Origin of the sequence: Candidatus Kurthia intestinigallinarum (assembly GCF_003991225.1) — a bacterium.
GTDB classification, from domain to species: Bacteria; Bacillota; Bacilli; order Bacillales_A; family Planococcaceae; genus Kurthia; species Kurthia populi.
The window spans coordinates 24,539-44,834 of sequence record NZ_JTFC01000032.1 but is presented as its reverse complement, the minus strand read 5'-3'; the positions used below and the strand labels follow the sequence as shown (position 1 = coordinate 44,834).

Below are 20,296 nucleotides of genomic sequence, written 5' to 3'. Positions count from 1 at the left end.
TATTAATTTCCTTTCTTTTGTGGGCGAATAAACATTGCATCACCAAAGCTGAAGAAGCGATATTTGTTTTCTACAGCGATTTTATATGCGTTTAAGACGTTTTCACGACTTGATAATGCACTAATCATCATCACAAGTGAAGATTTTGGTAAGTGGAAGTTTGTTACCATACCATCAATTGCTTTGTATTCAAAACCTGGGTAAATAAAGATTTTTGACCAACCAGATTCAGCGACAATTTCGCCATTATTATTTTGAGCGACTGTTTCAAGTGTACGTGTTGACGTTGTACCAACTGTAATAACACGACCACCATTCGCTTTTGTATCATTAATAATTTTCGCTGTATCTTCTGGAAGATTGTAAAATTCCGCGTGCATATCATGTTCTTCGATATTATCAACACTAACAGGACGGAATGTACCGATACCAACGTGAAGTGTCACGAAAGCAACTTCTACACCTTTTGCACGGATTGCATCTAGAATTTCTTCTGTGAAATGTAGACCTGCTGTTGGTGCAGCCGCAGAACCCAACTCTTTAGAGTATACAGTCTGATAGCGCTCTTGGTCATCTAATTTCTCGTGAATGTATGGAGGAAGAGGCATTGTACCTAATTTTTCTAGAATTTCGATAAAAATTCCTTCATAGTCAAATTTAAATTTACGGCCACCATGGTCCATTTCACTTGTACATGTAGCAGTTAGTAAGCCATTACCAAATGATACAACGGTACCTTCTTTAATACGTTTTGCTGGTTTTACAAGTGTTTCCCATTCATCGTTTTCAGTTTGTTTAATTAATAATACTTCGATATGTGCACCAGTGTCTTTCTTTTCACCGATTAAACGAGCTGGTAATACACGTGTGTCATTTAAAATAAGGCAATCGCCTTTTTCTAATTCGTCGACAATATGTGGGAAATGGTGATGTTCCACTTCGCCTGTTTCTTTATTTAATACCATTAAACGACTCGCTGCACGATTTTCAAGTGGTACTTGCGCGATTAATTCTTCTGGTAGGTAGTAATCAAAATCTTCTAATTTCATCAGTTTGTTCCTTCTTTTCTTTAAGTTTCAGATGGGTAGCTATAGCCAAAATGCTCGTACGCTGGCGCTGTTGCCATACGTCCGCGTGGTGTACGTTGAATAAACCCAATTTGCATTAAGTACGGCTCATATACATCTTCGATCGTCATTGACTCTTCACCGATACTTGCCGCAATTGTATCAAGCCCTACAGGACCTCCGCGGAAGCGTTCAATCATCGTCTCCATCAATTTACGATCAATATGGTCAAGCCCTAATGGATCGACCTGTAAGAGCTCTAATGCTGTTTTGGATAAATCAATTGTAATGGCTCCGTCTCCAATGACCTGCGCATAATCTCGTACACGCTTTAATAGACGATTGGCAATACGTGGTGTCCCACGTGAGCGACGAGCTAATTCAACAGAAGCTTGGTCGTCAATCGCCACGTCAAATAAAGATGAACTACGTTTTACAATTTCGGCTAATGCTTCCTCATCATAATAGTCCAACCGTAATAATACACCAAAACGGTCTCGAAGTGGAGCAGATAGCGCGCCGGACCTTGTAGTTGCCCCAACTAATGTAAATGGTGGTAAATCTAGGCGTACAGAACGAGCAGCTGGCCCTTTTCCGACAACGATATCGAGACAGTAGTCTTCCATTGCAGGATAGAGTACTTCTTCGATCGAACGAGGTAGGCGATGAATTTCATCAATAAATAACACATCACCCGGCTCAAGGTCACTTAAAATGGCCGCTAAATCCCCTGGACGTTCAATAGCAGGGCCACTTGTCATGCGGATATTAACCCCCATCTCATTGGCAATAACGGCTGCTAATGTCGTTTTACCAAGTCCTGGTGGGCCATATAATAATACATGGTCTAATGACTCTTCGCGCATTTTTGCGGCTTCAATAAAGATTTTTAAATTCTTTTTTACTTTTTGTTGTCCAATATATTGTTGTAAATTTTGTGGACGTAACGATAATTCAAATGACTCATCAAAATTTGTAGCGCTTCTTGTTACGACGCGATCATCCATCGAACGTCCTCCTCTCTTATTGTTGCTTTAATAATAATTTCAGTGCTTGTTTCATATAAGCTTCTGTTGTCGTTAAATTTTCATCATCTGCTAAAATTTTCGTTACTTTTTCAAGCTCACGTTCTGAATAGCCTAATGCAGCAAGTGCTAGCATGGCTTCGTCTAATTCATGTTGATACGCATTAACGCCGAATAAAGGCAATTCATCTTCAGCACTTTTAAGGTCAATATTTTCAAGGAATTGATCGAGCTTGCCTTTTAAATCTAAAATCATTTGACGCGCTGTTTTCTTACCCACACCCGGGAATTTCACAAGGAATTTTTCATCTTCTTGCTCAATTGCTGTCACAACCGCATTTGGCGTGCCGCTTCCGACAATCGCAAGCGCGCCTTTTGGACCAATACCCGATACTTGGATTAATTTACGGAATAACTCACGCTGTTCAAGTGATGTGAAGCCAAATAATACATGCGCATCTTCGCGCACTTGTAAATGCGTAAAAACTTGTACAAGCTCTTCGCTTTGATGAAAAGCATATGGATTAGGTGTATTTAATTGATAGCCAATTCCACCTTGCTCCATCACAATATATTCTGGTGTAATACGTGTCACAACACCTTTTATGTAATCATACATGATTGTTTGCTCCTTTAAATAAAATATCCAAACACATATTCTCATTTTATCATAAACGGCTCGCATTATCAGTTTTAATGCGAATCCCTAATATTTAATGGTACACTATGTATGCACATTATGCGAAACGTATTTAGAGGTGATTATTATGAAAAAATTATTAGGCGAAGAACGTCGCGCCTTTCTAATCGATTTACTAAAAACAGAGCGTGCCGCAATTACAGGTACAGATTTAGCAAAACGTTCAAACGTATCACGCCAAGTTATTGTTAATGATATGGCACTACTGAAAGCACGTAATGAACCCATTATTGCCACAAGTCAGGGCTACTTATATTTTGTGCAGCCGCATGAAGAAATAGTTGAACGTCAAATTGCTAGTCATCATCGTGCTGATCAAACGGAAGAAGAATTGAATTTATTAGTTGATGCAGGTGTTACCGTTAAAGATGTAACAATTGTTCATCCAGTTTACGGTGACTTAACTGCATCCATCATGGTTTCGAGCCGCTTTGATGTCACACAATTTTTAAAACGCATGAGTGAAACTGCTGCCTCCCCGCTACTTGAATTGACAGAGGGCGCTCACCTACACACATTGACAGCCGACTCTGAAGAGAAATTAGATGCTGCTGAACAACAGTTACGCCTACATGGCTTTATCGTCGAAGACTAATAAAAAAGAGTTCGTCCTAGCAAATTGCTAAAGGCGAACTCTTTTTTTATTCAAACATATAATAGCTTCCGAGTGATTTAACAGAACAACCCAGAGCACGTAACTCTTCCATTGCTCCTTGCATCATCGGTACACGTTCATCTTCTAACACATCAACAATGAAGAAATATTCTCCTAGTTTCGTTTTAAGAGGACGAGATTCGATTTTACTCAAATTCAAACGTCTCCATGAGAACACAGATAATAATTGATGCAGTGCCCCTGGATTATCATTTGGTAATTTCACCATTAATGTTGTTTTAACTTGTTCATCATGTGTAAGTGATTCGACACGAATATTACTTTTCGATAGCACGAAAAAGCGCGTATGGTTGAAATGAAAATCATGAATATTGGATTCAACAATCGCTAAATCATATTGTGCAGCCGCTGCTTCATTAGCAATCGCTGCGACACATTCCTCTGGATGCTCTGACACATATTTGGCTGCTGCTGCTGTAGAGGAATGCGCTTCCTGCGGCACTGTACGGAAACGATAGTATAAATATTTATGACACTGCGCAAGTGCATGTGAGTGTGAATAAATATGTTCAACGTTTTCCCAGTTCTCTAGCTGTGCTTTGTTAACCATCAAATGTTGTGCAATTGGAATCGCCATCTCAGCAGCTACAAATAAATTTGCTTCATGATATAAATAGTCGATTGTAAGTGGCACAATTCCTTCTAAGGCGTTTTCAATCGGCACGACAGCTAAATCTACCTGCCCTTCCGAAACGGCCTCTATACACTCAGGAATCGTTTTTACTGGAATCAACCAATCGTTTTCAAACAAACGTTTTGTTGCTAAATGCGTAAATGTACCTTCAGGGCCTAAATAGGCCACACGATTTTCCCATTCTTTTTCTGCCACGAAAATTCCCCTCTCGTTATAACGCTCCTGAACTAATAACTTCAGCTGATTCCACAAAATCTAATTTTTTAAGATTTTGTAATAAATCATCTAATTCTACGTCCATTGCCGTTACATCAAGAGATAATGTGACATTCGCTCTTCCTTGGATAGGGATCGTTTGGTGAATCGTTAACACATTACAATGCGTCTCCGTCACTGTGGAGAGCAAACGAGCTAACGTTCCTTTACGATCCTCTAATTGTAAGAAAACCGTTAAAATGCGTTCTTGCACAATAGAGTGGAAGGGAAAAACAGCATCTCGATACTTATAAAAAGCACTACGAGATAAATCGACTTCTTTTACAGCATCCCAAATTGAAGATACTGAGCCTGTTTGAAGCAAATGTTTTGCCTGCAAAGTTTTTTGCATAGCATCTGTTAATACATCTTCACGAACTAAATAGTAACGTTGATCCGCTACATTTTTCATGTCTTTCCCCCCTTATCACTAATCGACAAATTCGAATTCAAATTTCAGGATTCGTACTGTATCGCCATTTTCGATGCCATTATCGCGAAGTGCTTCATCAACACCCATACCACGCATTTGACGTGCGAAACGACGTACAGATTCTTCACGGCTGAAGTCTGTCATTTTGAATAGACGTTCAATTGTATCGCCACTTAATACGAATGCACCATCTTCATCGCGTGATACGACGAAATCTGGACCTTTCGCTTCGTGTTTATATAGAACTGTAGCATCTGTTTCTTCTTCTTCAACATCATGAAGTAAGAACTCAGGTGTTACATCTAATAGCGCATCAATTTCGTAAAGTAGTTCTTGTAATCCTTGACGAGAAATAGCTGAAATTGCGAAAACTTTCGCTTCATCACCAATTTTTTTACGGAATACTTCTAAGTTTTCTTCCGCATTTGGCATGTCCATTTTGTTAGCAACAATCAGCTGAGGACGCTCAGTTAAGCGTAAGTTATATTCTTCTAACTCTTTATTGATTGTTAAATAGTCTTCATACGGGTCGCGACCTTCCATACCACTCATGTCAATAACATGTACGATAACACGTGTACGTTCGATATGACGTAGGAATTGGTGACCTAAGCCGACACCTTGTGCTGCACCTTCAATTAGACCTGGTAAATCCGCCATTGCGAATGATTTACCTTCGCCAACTTGTACCATTCCTAAGTTTGGAACGATTGTTGTGAAGTGATAAGCACCAATCTTCGGTTTTGCAGATGATACAACGGATAATAATGTTGATTTACCAACGCTTGGGAAACCAACTAAACCAACATCTGCTAAAACTTTTAACTCTAATATAACATTAAGTTCTTGTCCTGGCTCACCTTTTTCAGATAATTCTGGCGCTGGATTTGCAGGTGTCGCGAAACGAGAGTTCCCACGACCACCACGACCACCGCGAGCGATAATTGCTTCTTGGCCATCTTCAACTAAATCGGCAATTACTCGACCAGTGCCTTCTTCTGTTACAACCGTACCTGGTGGTACAGGAACAACATATGGTTTCGCACCGCGACCGTGCGCGTTTTTACTCATCCCATTTTCACCGTTTTGTGCTTTGAAATGGCGTTTGAAACGGAAATCCATTAATGTACGTAAGCCTTCATCTACTTTGAAGACTAGGTCGCCACCTTTACCGCCGTCGCCACCTGCTGGGCCACCATTCGGAATAAATTTTTCGCGGCGGAACGCTACCATACCGTCCCCGCCGTCACCACCTTTTACATAAACTTTTACGTGGTCTACAAACATTGTTTAAAGTCCCTCCTTATGGGCGTAAATACTATAATACCAACGTTCTTCACAAAAAGAGGGTTCCTCTAGTTGTAACTCGGTACCTGTCAAATCAAACGAAATTGTTTTCGTTGACGTTTTCCCTATAAAATCAAATGAAATCTCAAATTCTATTTCATTCGCAAAAACATTTAATGAAAGTCGTTGTTCTACTAAAGGATCAAGTCCCTTGTAAATTGCTTGTACAGATTGCTCTAAACAATCGCGCAAAGGCTCGTCCCATGACTCTCGCGCCGTACCTTCTATATTGCAATCGATCAATATTTCTAATGATGGAAAGCGCCACGAAGCCGTGTGGAGCCATTCAATTGTTCTTTGAATACCTAATCTATTTATATTAAAGAAAGTTTGAGACGCTTCTACGATGTCACTCATCGCAGATTGAGCGGCCTCAACCCGTTCTAAATCAAGGTTCATTTTCACAAGTTGCAGCTGATTCATAAAATCATGATGAACAAAGCGCAACACCTCATTTATCGTTAATGGCCGTTCTGTCACAAGTACACGCTCCTTCGATGAGATGTTCATGTTTTTAGTATACCAATTTTCTATCAGAAATGCGTTATGAAATGTGTTGAAAAGAGATGTTTCAACAAAAAAAGGACGACTCCGCATAACGCAAGCCGTTCCATTGTCACAAAAAAAGGACTGCAACACATGCAGTCCTTTAGTGAGTGCTCTTAAATTAAGCTTCTTGAGCTACAGGGTATACGCTAACTTTTTTCTTATCGCGGCCTAAACGTTCGAATTTAACAACGCCGTCCACTTTCGCGAATAAAGTATCGTCACCACCGCGGCCTACGTTTTCACCTGGGTAAATTTTAGTACCGCGTTGACGGTATAAAATAGAACCAGCAGATGTAAATTGACCATCAGCACGTTTAGCGCCTAAGCGTTTTGACTGAGAGTCACGACCATTTTTAGTAGAACCTACACCTTTTTTAGATGAGAAGAACTGTAAATCTAAAGATACTAGTAACATATGTTCCACCTCCTACATCATTTTATATTTTAACTCGATAAAATCTCCATAACTAGCAACCATTGTATACACTTGGGTTACCATTGTTTGAAGAATAATTTGCAGTTTTGCATCGGTTTCAGTGTCCAAATCAGAAGGATCGATAACGACGGATAAAAAGCCGCCCTCATCACCTTGTTCAATGCCAGGTGTGATTTGTAATAGTTGATTGATTGCATTGACTGTACCAAAGGCAATAGCCGATGCACCCGCACAAACTAAATCACGACCAGGATCGCCAGAGTAGGCATGACCTGAAAATTCAAAGCCATATGATTTGCGTTCTTCAGTAGAATGAATCTCAACAGTAATCATATTGTCACCTCACTTATTAAGCGTTGATAGCTTCAACTACTAATTTAGTGTATGGTTGACGGTGACCTTGTTTACGACGGTAGTTCTTTTTAGCTTTAAGTTTGAAAACTGTAACTTTCTTTTGACGACCTTGTTTTTCAACTTTAGCTGTAACTGTTGCGCCTTCTACGAATGGAGCGCCCACTTTAACAGCGTCACCACCAACGAAAAGAACTTTGTCGAAAGTTACTACTTCACCAGCTTCTGCGTTGATTTTCTCAACGTAGATTTCTTGGCCAGCTTCTACTTTGATTTGTTTACCACCAGTTTCGATAATTGCGTACATAACTGCACCTCCTTAATTGACTCAGACTCGCCTTCAAGCAGTGTTTCTTAACGAAAACTTTAAAACTGTTTCAGTGCGGTTGTAGCACGGGTGCTACATAACGTTACAAATCATACCACACCACTATATTTGCGTCAAGAATAATTACAAAATAACTTTGGTCACATAACATTCAAACAATTTAAACAGAAAAAGGATCGCCTATAAAAGTGATCCTCTCTTAATCATATATCATTATTTTTTGAACATTGATTTTAGTTTCGCAAAGAATCCCGGTTTTTGTTTATCTAATGTCATAAGTGGCACAGATTCACCTAAAACGCGACGGACAATATTACGATACGCTTTTGAAGCGCCACTTGAAGGATCCATTACAATTGGCTCCCCTTTGTTTGATGAAGCAATAACATGCTCATCATCTGGGATAATCCCAATCAATTCAATTGATAGATGTGTCGTAATCTCATTCACATCAAGTGTTTCACCACGTTCCATCATCTCTGGACGAATACGGTTAATAATTAACTTCGGTGCTTCAACATTCGGTTCTTGTTCTAATAAACCAATGATACGGTCAGCATCGCGAACCGCAGAAATCTCTGGTGTTGTCACAACAATCGCTTTGTCAGCACCTGCTACAGCATTTTTATAGCCTTGTTCAATGCCGGCTGGGCAATCGATTAAAACAAAATCAAATTCTTGTTTCAAACCATCGATAAGTTCTTTCATTTGTTGCGGTGTCACAGATGTTTTATCGGAAGTTTGAGCTGCTGGTAATAGGAATAATAATTCATCAAAGCGTTTGTCTTTCACAAGTGCCTGGTGAACTTTACAACGACCTTCAACAACATCCACTAAGTCATAAATAATACGGTTTTCTAAACCTAAAATAACATCTAGGTTTCGTAAACCAATATCTGTATCGACTAGGCAAACTTTTTTCCCTTGAAGCGCCAATGCAGTACCTAAATTTGCAGAGGTTGTTGTTTTACCAACGCCTCCTTTACCAGAAGTAATTACAATAGCTTCCCCCACATTAGCTTCCTCCTTTAAACGTTGCCAAATTCGGTCTTATATTACGTAAATTTTGTAGACGATCAATGACAATATGTCCATTGTCATGTAAATAAGCACATTCCATTTCTGGTTGCTCCGATAAAATCGTCGTTTCATTCGTCATAATTTCAATGACATCATCGACCATTAAATGCGTTGCTTCGAGCCAAGAAGCAACAATCACTGCTTCGCGATTGCCACCCTTACCTGCATGTACAATGCCCTTCACACGTCCTAGTACGAATATACTACCTGTTGCTTCCACGCGCCCGTTCGGATTAACGTCGCCAATAACAACGACATCTCCTTCAATCTTCAATACTTGGCCGGAGCGCACGATACCAATATATGTAGAAGATTGATGCTTTAACACTCGCTGATTGCTTTCTTCAACAGTTAAAACATCACTCTTGATTTTGGAAACAGTCACATGCTGGGTTTCTTCTACAGCTTGCAATAACTGTTTGAGTTTTTCATGTGTACAATAGCGGTTTCCTAGATGAATCTGTACATCTAAATGTTCATCATCGTCATGCTGCGTTACTACTTTCGTTGACTGTAAAGCATCTAGTAAATCTGCAAATCCGCATTGGTCATCCAGTTTCAGCACTAGGCCTTCTTTAGTCCCCTTCATTGTTACTAGTTGCTTTGTTGCCAAACTTATACACCTCTTATTTTATAATTTATAAAATGGAGCGATTTGCTCGCTGATAAGAACGATATTCTAGTAAATATTTAAAGCCGCCACCTAATAAGGCAAGGAAGATTACATTCGCAATCATCGTTGGGATTAGACGCGTATTTAAAAACTGTGCAAATGATATATCTGTAAAGCCAATCAATGCAAAGAATTGATACAGCGCTACTTCTATAATCGCAATTAACACCAATGACAAGGTTGTTGTCACGACTAGATGTTGATGTATATATTTTACTGTAGAACCAGCAATAAAACAAATAAATGGATATAAAAACGTATAAAGACCTATGATATCGATATAAACAATATCATTAATCAGACCAAAAATGAGCCCGTAAATCATCGCTTTTTTACGGTCATAATAAATAGCCATAAAAATTAAAAACAAAATTAGAAAACGTGGCACTAAATAAATCAAATGACCTTGCCACTCAATTGGTGAAAATAGAGAAAACTCGGTTTCAGCAAAGAAAAGCACGATAACGACAGCCGGAATGAGATAACGTACCATTAGTTCCCAGCTCCTGCTGTATTATCTATTGTTGCATCTTCTGCTTTGTTTGTATTGTTACCATCGACACCATCAACAGTAGTTGTAGCACGTTTCGCAATAACAACATGATCAATCATTGAGAAGTCTGCAGCTGGTTTAACATAGGCTAATTTCGTTAAGCCAAAGTCATCTGTTGTTACTTTTGTTACTTCCCCAATTAAAACACCTTTAGGGAAAATGCCACCAAGTCCAGATGTTGTGACTTTATCGCCTTTTTTCACTGAAAGCTCTGAATCAACACGTTTTAAAATAAGTTCGCCACGCTTACGATCATAGCCTTCAATTAAACCATTTGTTTCTTTTTTCTTATTTGCAATCGTTGCTGAAACACGATAATTCGTATTGCTTGTAGACAATAACTCAACTTCTGATGTTTGTGGTGTTGTTTGAACAACTTTACCAATTAAACCTTGGGAAGTAATAACGGCCATGTTTACTTTAACACCATCCGTAGAACCTTGGTTTAAAATCAATTTTTCTTCCCATTGGTCCGGATTACGAGCAATAACATTTGCTTGAATTGGATCATATTTGCGGAGGCTCGTTTGTTTACCAGCAAGCTTTTGTAATCGCTTGTTTTCAACATTTAATTCTTTCACCTCTGCTTGTAATGAGCCGAATTCTTCCAAGCGCGATTTTAAACGTTTATTTTCTTCATAAGTGTTAATCATCGCATCGATATCTTTAATAAATCCTGTAACATAATTAGTTGGCTTTGCAACAATTGATTGCGCAAAGCCAACAGTATCTTTTACGATTTTTTCAGGTAGCGATGCGTTTTGTCGATCGCGTAAGGATAAGCCGATTAATGCCACGAGTAAGATTACACCAATTATTAGAAAAATAACTTTTTTTCTGTTTAAAAATTGTGGCATTACTTAAACCTCCTTATTTCGTTTGATGACGCTTCATTAAGTCAATATGCTCTAATGCCATACCTGTACCTGTTGCTACACAATCTAAAGGATCTTCTGCGATAAATACTGGCATGTTTGTTTCGTCACTAATGACTTTATCTAAGTTTTTAAGAAGTGCGCCACCGCCTGTTAAGACGATACCACGTTCCATAACGTCAGCAGATAATTCTGGTGGAGTTTGTTCTAATGTTTTCTTAACGCCATCAATAATTGCTAAAATTGATTCACGTAATGCATCAACGATTTCAATTGAAGAAATTTCGATTGTTTTTGGAAGACCTGTCACTAAATCGCGACCACGGATATCCATTTTTTCTTCTGGCATACCTTCTGAAGATGCAGAACCGATTTCCATTTTGATAGCTTCAGAAGTACGTTCACCAATTGTTAAGTTATATTGTTTGCGAATGTATGCAACGATTGCTTGGTCCATTGCGTCACCAGCAACACGCACAGATTCACTTGTTACGATACCACCTAATGAAATAACAGCTACTTCTGTCGTACCACCACCGATATCAACTACCATTGAGCCAGTAGGTTCCCAAACGGGTAAGTTCGCACCAATTGACGCTGCAAATGGCTCTTCGATTGTGAATGCATCTTTTGCACCCGCTTGACGAGCTGCATCGATAACCGCACGTTGTTCAACTGATGTAATTCCATAAGGTACACAAATCATTACATTTGGTTTTTTGAAGTTACTACCTGAAGCTTTCATTGCCTCTTTTAAATAATAACTAATCATTGTTGTTGTAATTTCAAAATCTGCAATAACGCCATCTTTCATTGGGCGAATTGCTACGATTGATCCTGGTGTACGACCAATCATATTTTTTGCATCGTTACCAACTGCTACGATTTCACCTGTTTGTGTATTCTTTGCTACTACTGATGGTTCGCGTAAAACGATCCCTTTTCCTTTAATAAATACCAATGTATTCGCTGTGCCGAGGTCAATACCGACATCTTTTCCACCTAATCCAAACACTTTTGTTCTTCCTTTCTCTAAAGCTGTTACTTTTAACTAGCTATCTTAAAATCATACGTTTCATTATAACGAAAAATGCTGAAAAATTACAGTCTTTACATAAAACCTTTCTCTTTTAAGCTAATAAATTGATGATCACCTATAATCACGTGGTCTAAAAGCTCAATTCCTAACACTTCGCCGGCATGCTGAATCCTTTTGGTAACGTCGATGTCTTCGGAGCTAGGAGCTGGGTTTCCTGATGGATGATTGTGCGCACAAATAATTGATGCTGCGGAACGTTTCACTGCTTCACGAAAAATTTCACGTGGATGGACAATACTCGCATTTAAGCTGCCCATAAAAATTGTTTGTTTATGAATCACCTGATTTTTAACGTTTAAATAAAGCACCACAAAGTGTTCCTGCTTTAAATTCGTCATATCGGACATTAAAAGTGTGGCCGCATCATCGGGTGTACGAATCGTCCAGCGATTCTGTACTTGCTTTGCCGAAACGCGTCTTCCCAGTTCAATCGCCGCTAAAAGTTCGATTGCTTTTACTTCTCCAATACCATTGATTTCAATTAATTCTTCAATTGTTGCCTCTTTTATATCATGAAGATGTTCAAAATGTGTCAACACATTGGCCGCAAGCTGAGTTACCGAAAGATTTTTAATACCTACGCGAAAAATAATCGCTAACAGCTCTTGATTTGTAAGCTGTTGCGCGCCATTTTGACGTAGCCGTTCGCGCGGACGATCGATTGCATGAGCATCACGAATCATCATTGCGTAACCCCCACATCAAGCAAGTTCTTCACGTAATATTGCGTATGTTTTAACACTTCATTTATATCCTGCACTCCATCAATTATAAATGACGTTGATTCTCCTAATATATTATAACCAATATTATATAAAAAAGGTTTCCGATAACGAATATATTTTGTAATATTTTTTGAATCTTCTTGTGTATAGAATATTAATTCAACAGTTTTGAATATTTCTGCACTCCAAATAGCCAAGGCAACTGTGATTTTATTACATTTCACGGATTGCTCTACCGCTGAAATAATCGACAAAGCAACCTCTCCTTTTTGTCTTGTTGGTGCAAGCTGTACAAGTTGATGCACAGCTCTCGTATAAGCATCCTCAAATGTAATATCCGAAAATCGAATATAGCGTCCATATACTGGTTCAAATCGATAAGCTAGTGTACGTAATATGGTTTCACTAAATGGCTGGGGATTGATTAAGTACAACATATTTAACGCCTCCTTTTCGTTATCATACGAAAAGATTGACTGTCATGAAAAAACCTTATACTAATCAATCGCTTTTAAAAGTGCGTCATCAGTCAATAAAGACAGCGATTTCAAAACATTTCTTAAAAATCTACTAAAAAAACAAGTTGTTCAGCTGTTCTATAAAATTCCATAAAAAAAGGAATCGTCCATTTGAATGATTCCTTTTGGTGATATTTATTTTGTTGTATCTTTTGTTGTATCTTCTGTTGCTTCATCTTTCGGTTCTTCATTTGTTGTTTGTGCCGCTTCATCAACAGGCACTTCATAATAAAATGTTGTTACTTGAATTTTAGCTGCAACAATATCTTCAGATGTTGCATCTTCTGTATCAGGTGCTTCAAATTTTACTTTTTCAACATTATAAACACGGTTTGCATTTTCAAGTTGATCGATAAAATTGCGGACATCTGATTCTGAGTAGCCACTAACTGCTAATTGCATCGTAATCATTTTCGTATATTTTGGTAATGTGCTCTCAGGAACTGAAGATACAGGTTTTTCTTCCACTGCATAAGCTGATTTTTCCTCTGCTTCTGTTAGCGCTGTTGTTACTTGCGCTTGTTTAGCTACTTCACTTTGTGCATCATAGGCATTGAAGTTAAAGTTCGTAATTTGTGTTGCACTTGCTGATTCAGCAGCTTGTAAATCATCAACTAATGTATCCATATTGGCACCATTCGGAATTTTTTTACCTGCTTCTGTTGTATCAGATGGTTTGATAGGTTGTTGTAAATCTGCTAATTGTGTTTTAGCTGTTTGTAATTCGGTTGTTTGAACAGCAACCTTCTCATTTATTGCATCACGTTTATCCATTTGTGGCTTTAACATGTAGTAATATAACGACAATGCGATAACAGCAGCTACGATAACGATAAGTGCATAAAGTAGGGGTTGTTTAGATGTCTTTGTATTTTCCATTAGTTAGACCCCTCCTTATTTTGTTGTGCTTGTTGTAGCTTTTCTTTATTAAGCGTGATATTAAACACTGCTTGATAGCGTGCAGTAGATGAAATTTCGGGTTTTGATGCTAAATCATCTTCTGCTACTGGTGTATAAGCTGCTACTTTTTCCATGTCAACAGCAGTAAATACATCTGTGTTTTGTGCTAATGTTTTTTGATATTTTGTAGCATCTTGTAAAGTTGAAAAGTTCATTTTTAGTTGCATACCCTTTTCATCGTATGTGATACCAGTAAGTGCTGCACTGCTACCACCGTCTTTTAGCAAAGCGGTAAATACTGGTGTTAATGATAATTTTTCTTCTTTCGCAAATGCTGCTGCTTCTTTTAAGATAACTTCTGATTTACGTTGTTCTTCTTCAATTTTTTCTGATGCATGATCGATTTCTGTTGCAAGCTTTTGACTTTGTTTTTCGGCATCTTGAATATCATTATGTACTAAAAAATAATTGATACCAAAGAACAATGCGATGACTACTACAACAAAAATACTCAGACCGAGTACCGGATTTTTCTTTTTCGGCTTCTCAGCTCTTTGCTGTGCTTCTTCTTGAGCCATGACGAATCCCTTCCTTTTCAATATTCTTCTCAGGCGTGTTACACATACGTTAACTACATTTGTTAATAATACAAATAACACAGCCGTTTTTCAAATGTTTTCCTGTTTACGTTTAGGTTTCCACGAGATAATTGCCAACTTTGATAATACTGCTTTCTACACTATCTCACAACAAAAAAATAAATTTTTCCTTTTCAAATTTTACCTTAATCACTTATCATAGTAGTTTAGAATCGTTTTGTTGGTTCAGAAATAACAAAATAAGTTGTTTAACGCTTTAAAAACGCTTATCATTAAAGCGTTAACGTCAGGCTACTTTCGCAATAGAAAGAAGGGTACATAAATGGAAGGAAAAATGACTAGAATACTAGCGGCTATCCTACTAGCACTGGTCTTTGTATTCGTTGTTGTCCATCATAATCAAACGATTTCGGCACACGATAAAGAAGTGGCTAGCTATGCTGATGCAACGGCTGATGCTGACCGTGAGCTTACAACTATGAACAAAAAAGCAACACAGTATCACGCGGTCGACCAATTAGAAGCATTGCAGGCACTTGGTTATGAGCGTGTCCTTGATTATGCTAATAATGAAGTGACAATGGCGCGCATTGAAGCCGCGAAGAACCGCACGTATGCCGTAACATTAAAACCGAGTCATTACGATGGGCTATCTCGCGCCATTATGACGGTTTACGATGGTCAAAGTAACACATTAAATCTAACAAAATTAACTGAAAAAACAAAGATTGAAACCGTGATTTCTTGGAAAAACGGTTATTAATATGCGGTAAGAGGTGACTACAAGAACATGAAGAATATGAAAAAAAGTTCTCTCGCTTTGCTTATAGCGGCAACCGCCATTATTATTTGTGCTATTGCCTTTTTATTTATTGAGCAATCCAATGCGAAAGAACAAGCAAAAAAAATGGAAGCTCTCGATACGGCTTCACGAAATATTGCAGAGGCTGGGCTTAAAACAACGCGTGCAGAGCTGCAACAGCTCGTTGAACAAGCCTATGATGAAACGATGACACGCTACGACGCTTTATCCGCTACAGATAAAAAAGGATTTGAAGTCGATAAAATGTTTTATGCACGCGCAGAAGCATTATTAGCAAGTCGTGTAAATAAACCCATCACATCTACTGATTTTGATTTGGTTCGTGGTGAACAACCAACAGCTGAAACCATTTTAAGTCATGTAGACGGCGAGCATTACACATTAACGGCAACAGGTAAAATTGCACAAACAACTGCAACCGTTACACAAGACTACACATTATCATTAAAAGTACCGGTTTCTAAAACGACAGATCGTTATCATTATCAATATGCCGTACATGCCACAAATCAAATTGTTGTACAAAAAGGCTCAAAAGTGGTCGGCAATTTAGCAACAGCTAAAACAAGTGATATTGCGGTGGATAGCGCGAGCTGCCAATACTTACAAAATGGCAGTGGCTATTATGATGAATGTTATAACGACGGGAACACAGATGCTTCCCCGCTGAAAATGCGTAATGCACAAAGTTTCAAAACGTATTTACCATCATTCCCTAAAAAAGATTTAAAAGCATTTGATGCCCTCCCAATTCCAGCTGAAAACTTATACTTACCAATTCCTGAAGCAGATCAATACAATGAAGTGACAGAAGAGGATGGAACGATTCGTAAAGTGAAGAAAACCGAGGCTGAGTTAGAGCTACTGAAGAAATATTATTATAAAGATGGCGTGTTAACGATGAATAGCATGACACAAGAAATGTTTACACCAACTGAACCATTTAGTTTTAGTGAATCAGAAGTGCATATTCGCGAACTAACAGTGGACGGTATTAATGCAGTCATTGATATTGGTGATAGTGACCAAGTTGTTCGCGCAGATCGTGTAAATCTTCAAAACGGTGCAACGCTAACAATTAAAGGTGCTGGTTCATTCAAGCTGTATACGAAAAACTTCGGCATGACAAACGGTGAAATCACCGCAGCGGATAAAGCGTCGATTGAAACATATCTTGATGGCAAAGAAGCTATTACATTTGATGATACATTCAAATCACCAGGGTTATTGTATGTGCGCGCAGCTCACGTAACATTACCTGCAACTGGTGGATTTGAAGGCAATATTATTACAGGTGCGAAACGCTTAACATTAAATGGTGTCGACAATAAAACAAAACAACTTATTTTAGCACCTAAAGCGACCGTGTCCTTAAAAAATAATACGGTGTTTAACGGCGCCATTATTGCAAAAAATGTTTATATGGAGGAAGCCACACTGATTTTTGCCAAACCGGAAGATCAGATTCCCATTCCATTAGCAGTTGAACAATTTGATACACCGATTCAGCTTGTACAAGTTGGCAATGTAGTCTCAAAATAAAGTTCGCATCAAAAAGAGGGAATCGTGCCAAAACACGACTCCCTCTTTTTTTATGCTCATTTCCCCAATTAGCTATGTCTTTTTGATATTGATTTACTGTGCACGAAATACTTCTTGCAGTGTATGTCGCCACTGTGCTAATAAATAAAGTGAGCCCGTCATAATGACAATGCCGGGTTCTTTACGTTTCTCAAGTACTGCTTCGAGTGCATTGCCGGATACATGCTTATTCGTTGCTTGGCTATGTGCTAAAAGTTGCTCAGCAGGCATTAAACGATGTTGTTCACGTTCTACTTCAACAAACGTAAAGTCATCACATACTTGCTCGAGCTCGCGCAATACTCCGTCCACATCTTTATCTCTTAAAATCCCCATAACAATATGAATTGGTGTATTTGGATATAAATCAGTAATTGTTTTACGCAGGGACGCTGCACTTGCTGGGTTATGTGCGCCGTCTAAAAATACATTTTTACTTAATTGCTCGAAACGTCCAGCCACGGTTGCTCTCGCAATCGCTTGGCGCACTAAATCTTCATGAATCGTGCGTGATAATTTTTGCGCGATTTCGATAAAGGCTGTAATCGCTAATGCCATATTATGACGTTGATGTGCCCCTTTTAAATTACGTGTTAAATCATTTATTTCTAATAAGCCTTGTACATATGTGTCGCCAATCAGCGCTTCAAAATCTTCTCCATCGACACGCAGTATCACCTCTTTCTTAATGGCTTCTTCTTGTACAACATTAAAAGCCTCTTGTGGCAATTCACCGATGACTGCAATGGCATTTGGTTTCAAAATACCGGCTTTATGGTACGCAATTTTTGCGAGCGTATCCCCGAGGAAATTCGTATGTTCAAGCGCAATGCTTGGAATGATTGAAACAATCGGACGAACCACATTTGTACTATCAAAGCGGCCACCCATGCCTGCTTCAATAATCGCAATATCTGGCTTATACATTTTACACGCCATAAAAGCAGCTGCCGTCAGTAATTCAAAATCTGTAAGTAACCCACTAACACCTGCTGCTTTTAATTCCTTAAAAATAGCATCCATTTGAAACGGCGCAAGTGGGCCATTATTAATTTTAATTTGGTCATGTACATCTTCTATGCAAGGTGATGTAAACGTCATCGTTTTCAAATCATGTGCACGGCAAATCGCTTCTAGCATCGCAATTGTTGAACCTTTCCCGTTCGTCCCTGCCACATGGACTACTGGCACACTTAGTTCTGGATGACCGAGCATCTCCATCGCCTGTTCAATTGCTTCGAGCCCCGGTTTAATCTCGTCACTACTCTCTACATTAAAACGTTCTTTATAGCTATCAAAAGCTGGTATCATAAGCTCTCCCCCTTGCTATTCAATTCAATTTATTCATGCTACACTCTATTATATACCATTTCTCGTTGGAGGCTTTAATCGTGAAAAAAACTTGCTGGATTATTTACAATGGTAGTCTTGTGGCCGATAAATTTCTTGACCAAGCTCGCTTAATGGCAGAAGCTTGTACACACCACAATGTCGAACCCATTATTTATAAAAACTATGAAATCCCGATGACGTTACATGCACCACTGGAGGTCAAACCTGATTTTGTTATTTTTTTAGATAAGGATATTTTATTAGCTACTTATTTGAAAAATCAGGGTATCCCGATATTTAATGATCCGGATGTGATTGAAACATGCGACAACAAAGCCAAACAATACATTCAATTAGCACAGGCACATATCCCGATGCCAAAAACAATCGTGGCGCCAAAAGTGTATCCTAAATTCACAATCCGTGATAGTGGTTATTTTGAAGGCGTACTTAATACACTTGGTCTACCAATGATTATTAAAGAAGGTCATGGCTCATTTGGCATGAAGGTTTATTTAATTGAAACGGCCGAGCAATTTTTTGAAAAAGTCGAGAGCCTGCGCGGTGTTGATTTCGTATTCCAAGAATTTATTGCATCAAGTAAAGGACGCGACATTCGTGTCAATACGATTGGAAATGAGGTCGTAGCCGCAATGTATCGTCATTCTGAAACGGATTTCCGTGCAAATGTTACAAATGGTGGCACCGCAGAAACGGTCGTCTTAACCACTGCGCAAAAAGACCTTGCATTACGTGCTGCAAAAGCCGTTGGTGCAGCCTTCGCTGGGGTCGATTTATTATTCGGTCCACACGAAGAACCGATTGTTTGTGAAGTAAATGCCGCAAGTCACATCCGCAATATTTACAACGTAACGGGCATCAATGTAGGTGACCGCTTCGTTGAATACATCTTACATGAACTGGAGGCTAGCCATGAAGCAGGCGTATCTTCTTTATAGTGAATCTGATGCAGCAAAAAATCAGTCGTTTATTGAACAACTGCAACAAACTGGATTGCAACATGATGTAACGCTCACATTATTAATTGAAGAACAGCATGATATTATCAAAGCTACAAAGGATGCTTTATTTATTTGGAACCGTACGCGAAATGCTGAGCTTGCAAAGCAATTAGAGCAGTTTGGGCGTCGCGTCGTCAATCGTAGTGAGGTCAACCGTATTGCAAATGATAAGCTACGCGCGATGCAGCTAGCCATCTTACAAGGTATTCCGACCGTACCACGCGTGCTTGAACAGCGTCTGACAGCAGATGACTTCCCTGTTATCGTCAAATCAATCGGTGGTCATGGTGGCAACGAGGTCTTTAAATGCGATACCCTGGAACAATTTAAAACGGCAAAAGCAAAGCTGACAACCTATTTAATTGAACCTTATATCGAAACAAATGCCACTGATGTACGCGTTTGGATGATTGGCGAAGATATTATTGGTGCTGTAAAGCGCATCGGTGCCCCAGGGGATTTTCGTTCGAACTATACACTTGGCGGCTCGATTGAAAAATTTGACTTAACAGCTGAACAGCGTACGTACGTGCAGCGTATTCAAAAAGCGATTAAGAGTGATTATATCGGCATCGACTTTTTACATGTGACGCATGACCAACTATTATTCAATGAAATGGAAGACCCTGTTGGTGCAAGGTCATACTACGAGCTCTTTGATAAAGATTTAACTGAGCTGTTATGGCAACATTTATTAAAATAAAAAAAAGCGGAC

The 20,296-nt window shown here is 38.9% G+C and carries 25 protein-coding genes and 1 other annotated feature; of the genes, 5 read left to right on the top strand and 20 right to left on the bottom strand.

The annotated features are described in order from the left end of the window. Nucleotides 1-2 precede the first annotated feature (2 nt). Genes queA through ruvA form a run of 3 tightly spaced genes read right to left on the bottom strand, consistent with a single transcriptional unit; the run spans nt 3 to nt 2,711 of the window. A complete protein-coding gene (gene queA, locus QI30_RS13225) occupies nt 3-1,049 on the bottom strand; it encodes a tRNA preQ1(34) S-adenosylmethionine ribosyltransferase-isomerase QueA (protein WP_126991092.1) in 1,047 nt (348 codons plus the stop codon). A gap of 20 nt (nt 1,050-1,069) precedes the next feature. Beyond that, nucleotides 1,070-2,074 (bottom strand): Holliday junction branch migration DNA helicase RuvB, encoded by a 1,005-nt coding sequence (gene ruvB / locus QI30_RS13220; protein WP_126991091.1) that lies wholly within the window; start codon nt 2,072-2,074, stop codon nt 1,070-1,072. 16 nt (nt 2,075-2,090) lie between these two features. Next, a complete protein-coding gene (gene ruvA / locus QI30_RS13215; protein ID WP_126991090.1) occupies nt 2,091-2,711 on the bottom strand; it encodes a Holliday junction branch migration protein RuvA in 621 nt (206 codons plus the stop codon). 148 nt (nt 2,712-2,859) lie between these two features. Here ruvA and QI30_RS13210 point away from each other — a divergent pair, with 148 nt between their 5' ends. Then, nucleotides 2,860-3,387 carry a transcription repressor NadR gene (locus QI30_RS13210; RefSeq protein ID WP_186439521.1) on the top strand — a complete coding sequence of 176 codons (528 nt, stop codon included), beginning with the start codon at nt 2,860-2,862 and terminating at the stop codon, nt 3,385-3,387. Between the two features lie 46 nt (nt 3,388-3,433). Here the strand turns inward: QI30_RS13210 and pheA are convergent, their stop codons facing one another. From pheA to QI30_RS13130, 16 genes are all read right to left on the bottom strand, one after another. Beyond that, nucleotides 3,434-4,297: a prephenate dehydratase gene (gene pheA / locus QI30_RS13205; protein WP_126991089.1), complete on the bottom strand. Its 864-nt coding sequence runs from the start codon at nt 4,295-4,297 to the stop codon at nt 3,434-3,436. Between the two features lie 16 nt (nt 4,298-4,313). Then, a complete protein-coding gene (locus tag QI30_RS13200; RefSeq protein WP_126991088.1) occupies nt 4,314-4,769 on the bottom strand; it encodes an ACT domain-containing protein in 456 nt (151 codons plus the stop codon). Nucleotides 4,770-4,787: 18 nt separating this feature from the next. Then, the gene (gene obgE, locus QI30_RS13195; RefSeq protein ID WP_126991087.1) at nt 4,788-6,077 is read right to left on the bottom strand and encodes a GTPase ObgE; all 1,290 of its coding nucleotides are present in this window, start codon (nt 6,075-6,077) and stop codon (nt 4,788-4,790) included. 3 nt (nt 6,078-6,080) lie between these two features. After that, on the bottom strand, nt 6,081-6,617 hold the full coding sequence (locus QI30_RS13190; RefSeq protein ID WP_126991086.1) for a Spo0B domain-containing protein: 537 nt from the start codon (nt 6,615-6,617) through the stop codon (nt 6,081-6,083). A gap of 187 nt (nt 6,618-6,804) precedes the next feature. Beyond that, nucleotides 6,805-7,101 carry a 50S ribosomal protein L27 gene (rpmA, locus tag QI30_RS13185; protein WP_126991085.1) on the bottom strand — a complete coding sequence of 99 codons (297 nt, stop codon included), beginning with the start codon at nt 7,099-7,101 and terminating at the stop codon, nt 6,805-6,807. A 12-nt stretch (nt 7,102-7,113) separates the two neighbouring features. Continuing rightward, nucleotides 7,114-7,455: a ribosomal-processing cysteine protease Prp gene (locus tag QI30_RS13180; RefSeq protein ID WP_126991084.1), complete on the bottom strand. Its 342-nt coding sequence runs from the start codon at nt 7,453-7,455 to the stop codon at nt 7,114-7,116. A gap of 16 nt (nt 7,456-7,471) precedes the next feature. Further along, nucleotides 7,472-7,780, bottom strand: coding sequence for a 50S ribosomal protein L21 (gene rplU, locus QI30_RS13175; RefSeq protein ID WP_010288129.1), 309 nt, complete (start codon nt 7,778-7,780; stop codon nt 7,472-7,474). A 13-nt stretch (nt 7,781-7,793) separates the two neighbouring features. Then, nucleotides 7,794-7,871: a sequence feature (ribosomal protein L21 leader region), on the bottom strand. 143 nt (nt 7,872-8,014) lie between these two features. After that, entirely contained in the window at nt 8,015-8,815 is an 801-nt protein-coding gene (gene minD / locus QI30_RS13170; protein ID WP_126991083.1) for a septum site-determining protein MinD, read from the bottom strand. A 1-nt stretch (nt 8,816) separates the two neighbouring features. Then, the gene (locus QI30_RS13165; RefSeq protein ID WP_126991082.1) at nt 8,817-9,494 is read right to left on the bottom strand and encodes a septum site-determining protein MinC; all 678 of its coding nucleotides are present in this window, start codon (nt 9,492-9,494) and stop codon (nt 8,817-8,819) included. 25 nt (nt 9,495-9,519) lie between these two features. After that, nucleotides 9,520-10,047: a rod shape-determining protein MreD gene (gene mreD / locus QI30_RS13160; protein ID WP_126991081.1), complete on the bottom strand. Its 528-nt coding sequence runs from the start codon at nt 10,045-10,047 to the stop codon at nt 9,520-9,522. Next, nucleotides 10,047-10,964 (bottom strand): rod shape-determining protein MreC, encoded by a 918-nt coding sequence (gene mreC, locus QI30_RS13155; RefSeq protein WP_126991080.1) that lies wholly within the window; start codon nt 10,962-10,964, stop codon nt 10,047-10,049. Before mreC ends, mreD begins: the two co-directional genes overlap by 1 nt. Before the next feature lie 13 nt (nt 10,965-10,977). Continuing rightward, nucleotides 10,978-11,997, bottom strand: coding sequence for a rod shape-determining protein (locus QI30_RS13150; protein ID WP_126991079.1), 1,020 nt, complete (start codon nt 11,995-11,997; stop codon nt 10,978-10,980). Nucleotides 11,998-12,092: 95 nt separating this feature from the next. Continuing rightward, on the bottom strand, nt 12,093-12,764 hold the full coding sequence (radC, locus tag QI30_RS13145) for a RadC family protein (RefSeq protein WP_126991174.1): 672 nt from the start codon (nt 12,762-12,764) through the stop codon (nt 12,093-12,095). Then, the gene (locus QI30_RS13140) at nt 12,764-13,243 is read right to left on the bottom strand and encodes a hypothetical protein (protein WP_126991078.1); all 480 of its coding nucleotides are present in this window, start codon (nt 13,241-13,243) and stop codon (nt 12,764-12,766) included. The genes radC and QI30_RS13140 overlap by 1 nt, the downstream gene beginning before the upstream one ends. 216 nt (nt 13,244-13,459) lie before the next feature. After that, nucleotides 13,460-14,203 carry a hypothetical protein gene (locus QI30_RS13135; protein WP_126991077.1) on the bottom strand — a complete coding sequence of 248 codons (744 nt, stop codon included), beginning with the start codon at nt 14,201-14,203 and terminating at the stop codon, nt 13,460-13,462. Next, a complete protein-coding gene (locus tag QI30_RS13130; protein ID WP_126991076.1) occupies nt 14,203-14,802 on the bottom strand; it encodes a hypothetical protein in 600 nt (199 codons plus the stop codon). Before QI30_RS13130 ends, QI30_RS13135 begins: the two co-directional genes overlap by 1 nt. Before the next feature lie 343 nt (nt 14,803-15,145). Between QI30_RS13130 and QI30_RS13125 the strand changes: the two genes are divergently transcribed. Beyond that, complete coding sequence (locus QI30_RS13125) at nt 15,146-15,586, top strand: hypothetical protein (RefSeq protein WP_126991075.1); 441 nt, start codon at nt 15,146-15,148, stop codon at nt 15,584-15,586. Nucleotides 15,587-15,613: 27 nt separating this feature from the next. Next, complete coding sequence (locus QI30_RS13120) at nt 15,614-17,188, top strand: hypothetical protein (RefSeq protein ID WP_126991074.1); 1,575 nt, start codon at nt 15,614-15,616, stop codon at nt 17,186-17,188. A gap of 93 nt (nt 17,189-17,281) precedes the next feature. On the opposite strand, the gene QI30_RS13115 is transcribed toward QI30_RS13120, so the two are convergent. Next, nucleotides 17,282-18,538: a bifunctional folylpolyglutamate synthase/dihydrofolate synthase gene (locus QI30_RS13115; protein ID WP_126991073.1), complete on the bottom strand. Its 1,257-nt coding sequence runs from the start codon at nt 18,536-18,538 to the stop codon at nt 17,282-17,284. 80 nt (nt 18,539-18,618) lie between these two features. Here QI30_RS13115 and QI30_RS13110 point away from each other — a divergent pair, with 80 nt between their 5' ends. Continuing rightward, nucleotides 18,619-19,518, top strand: coding sequence for an ATP-grasp domain-containing protein (locus QI30_RS13110; protein ID WP_233600587.1), 900 nt, complete (start codon nt 18,619-18,621; stop codon nt 19,516-19,518). Continuing rightward, nucleotides 19,493-20,284 (top strand): ATP-grasp domain-containing protein, encoded by a 792-nt coding sequence (locus tag QI30_RS13105; RefSeq protein ID WP_158621037.1) that lies wholly within the window; start codon nt 19,493-19,495, stop codon nt 20,282-20,284. Before QI30_RS13110 ends, QI30_RS13105 begins: the two co-directional genes overlap by 26 nt. Nucleotides 20,285-20,296 lie beyond the last annotated feature (12 nt).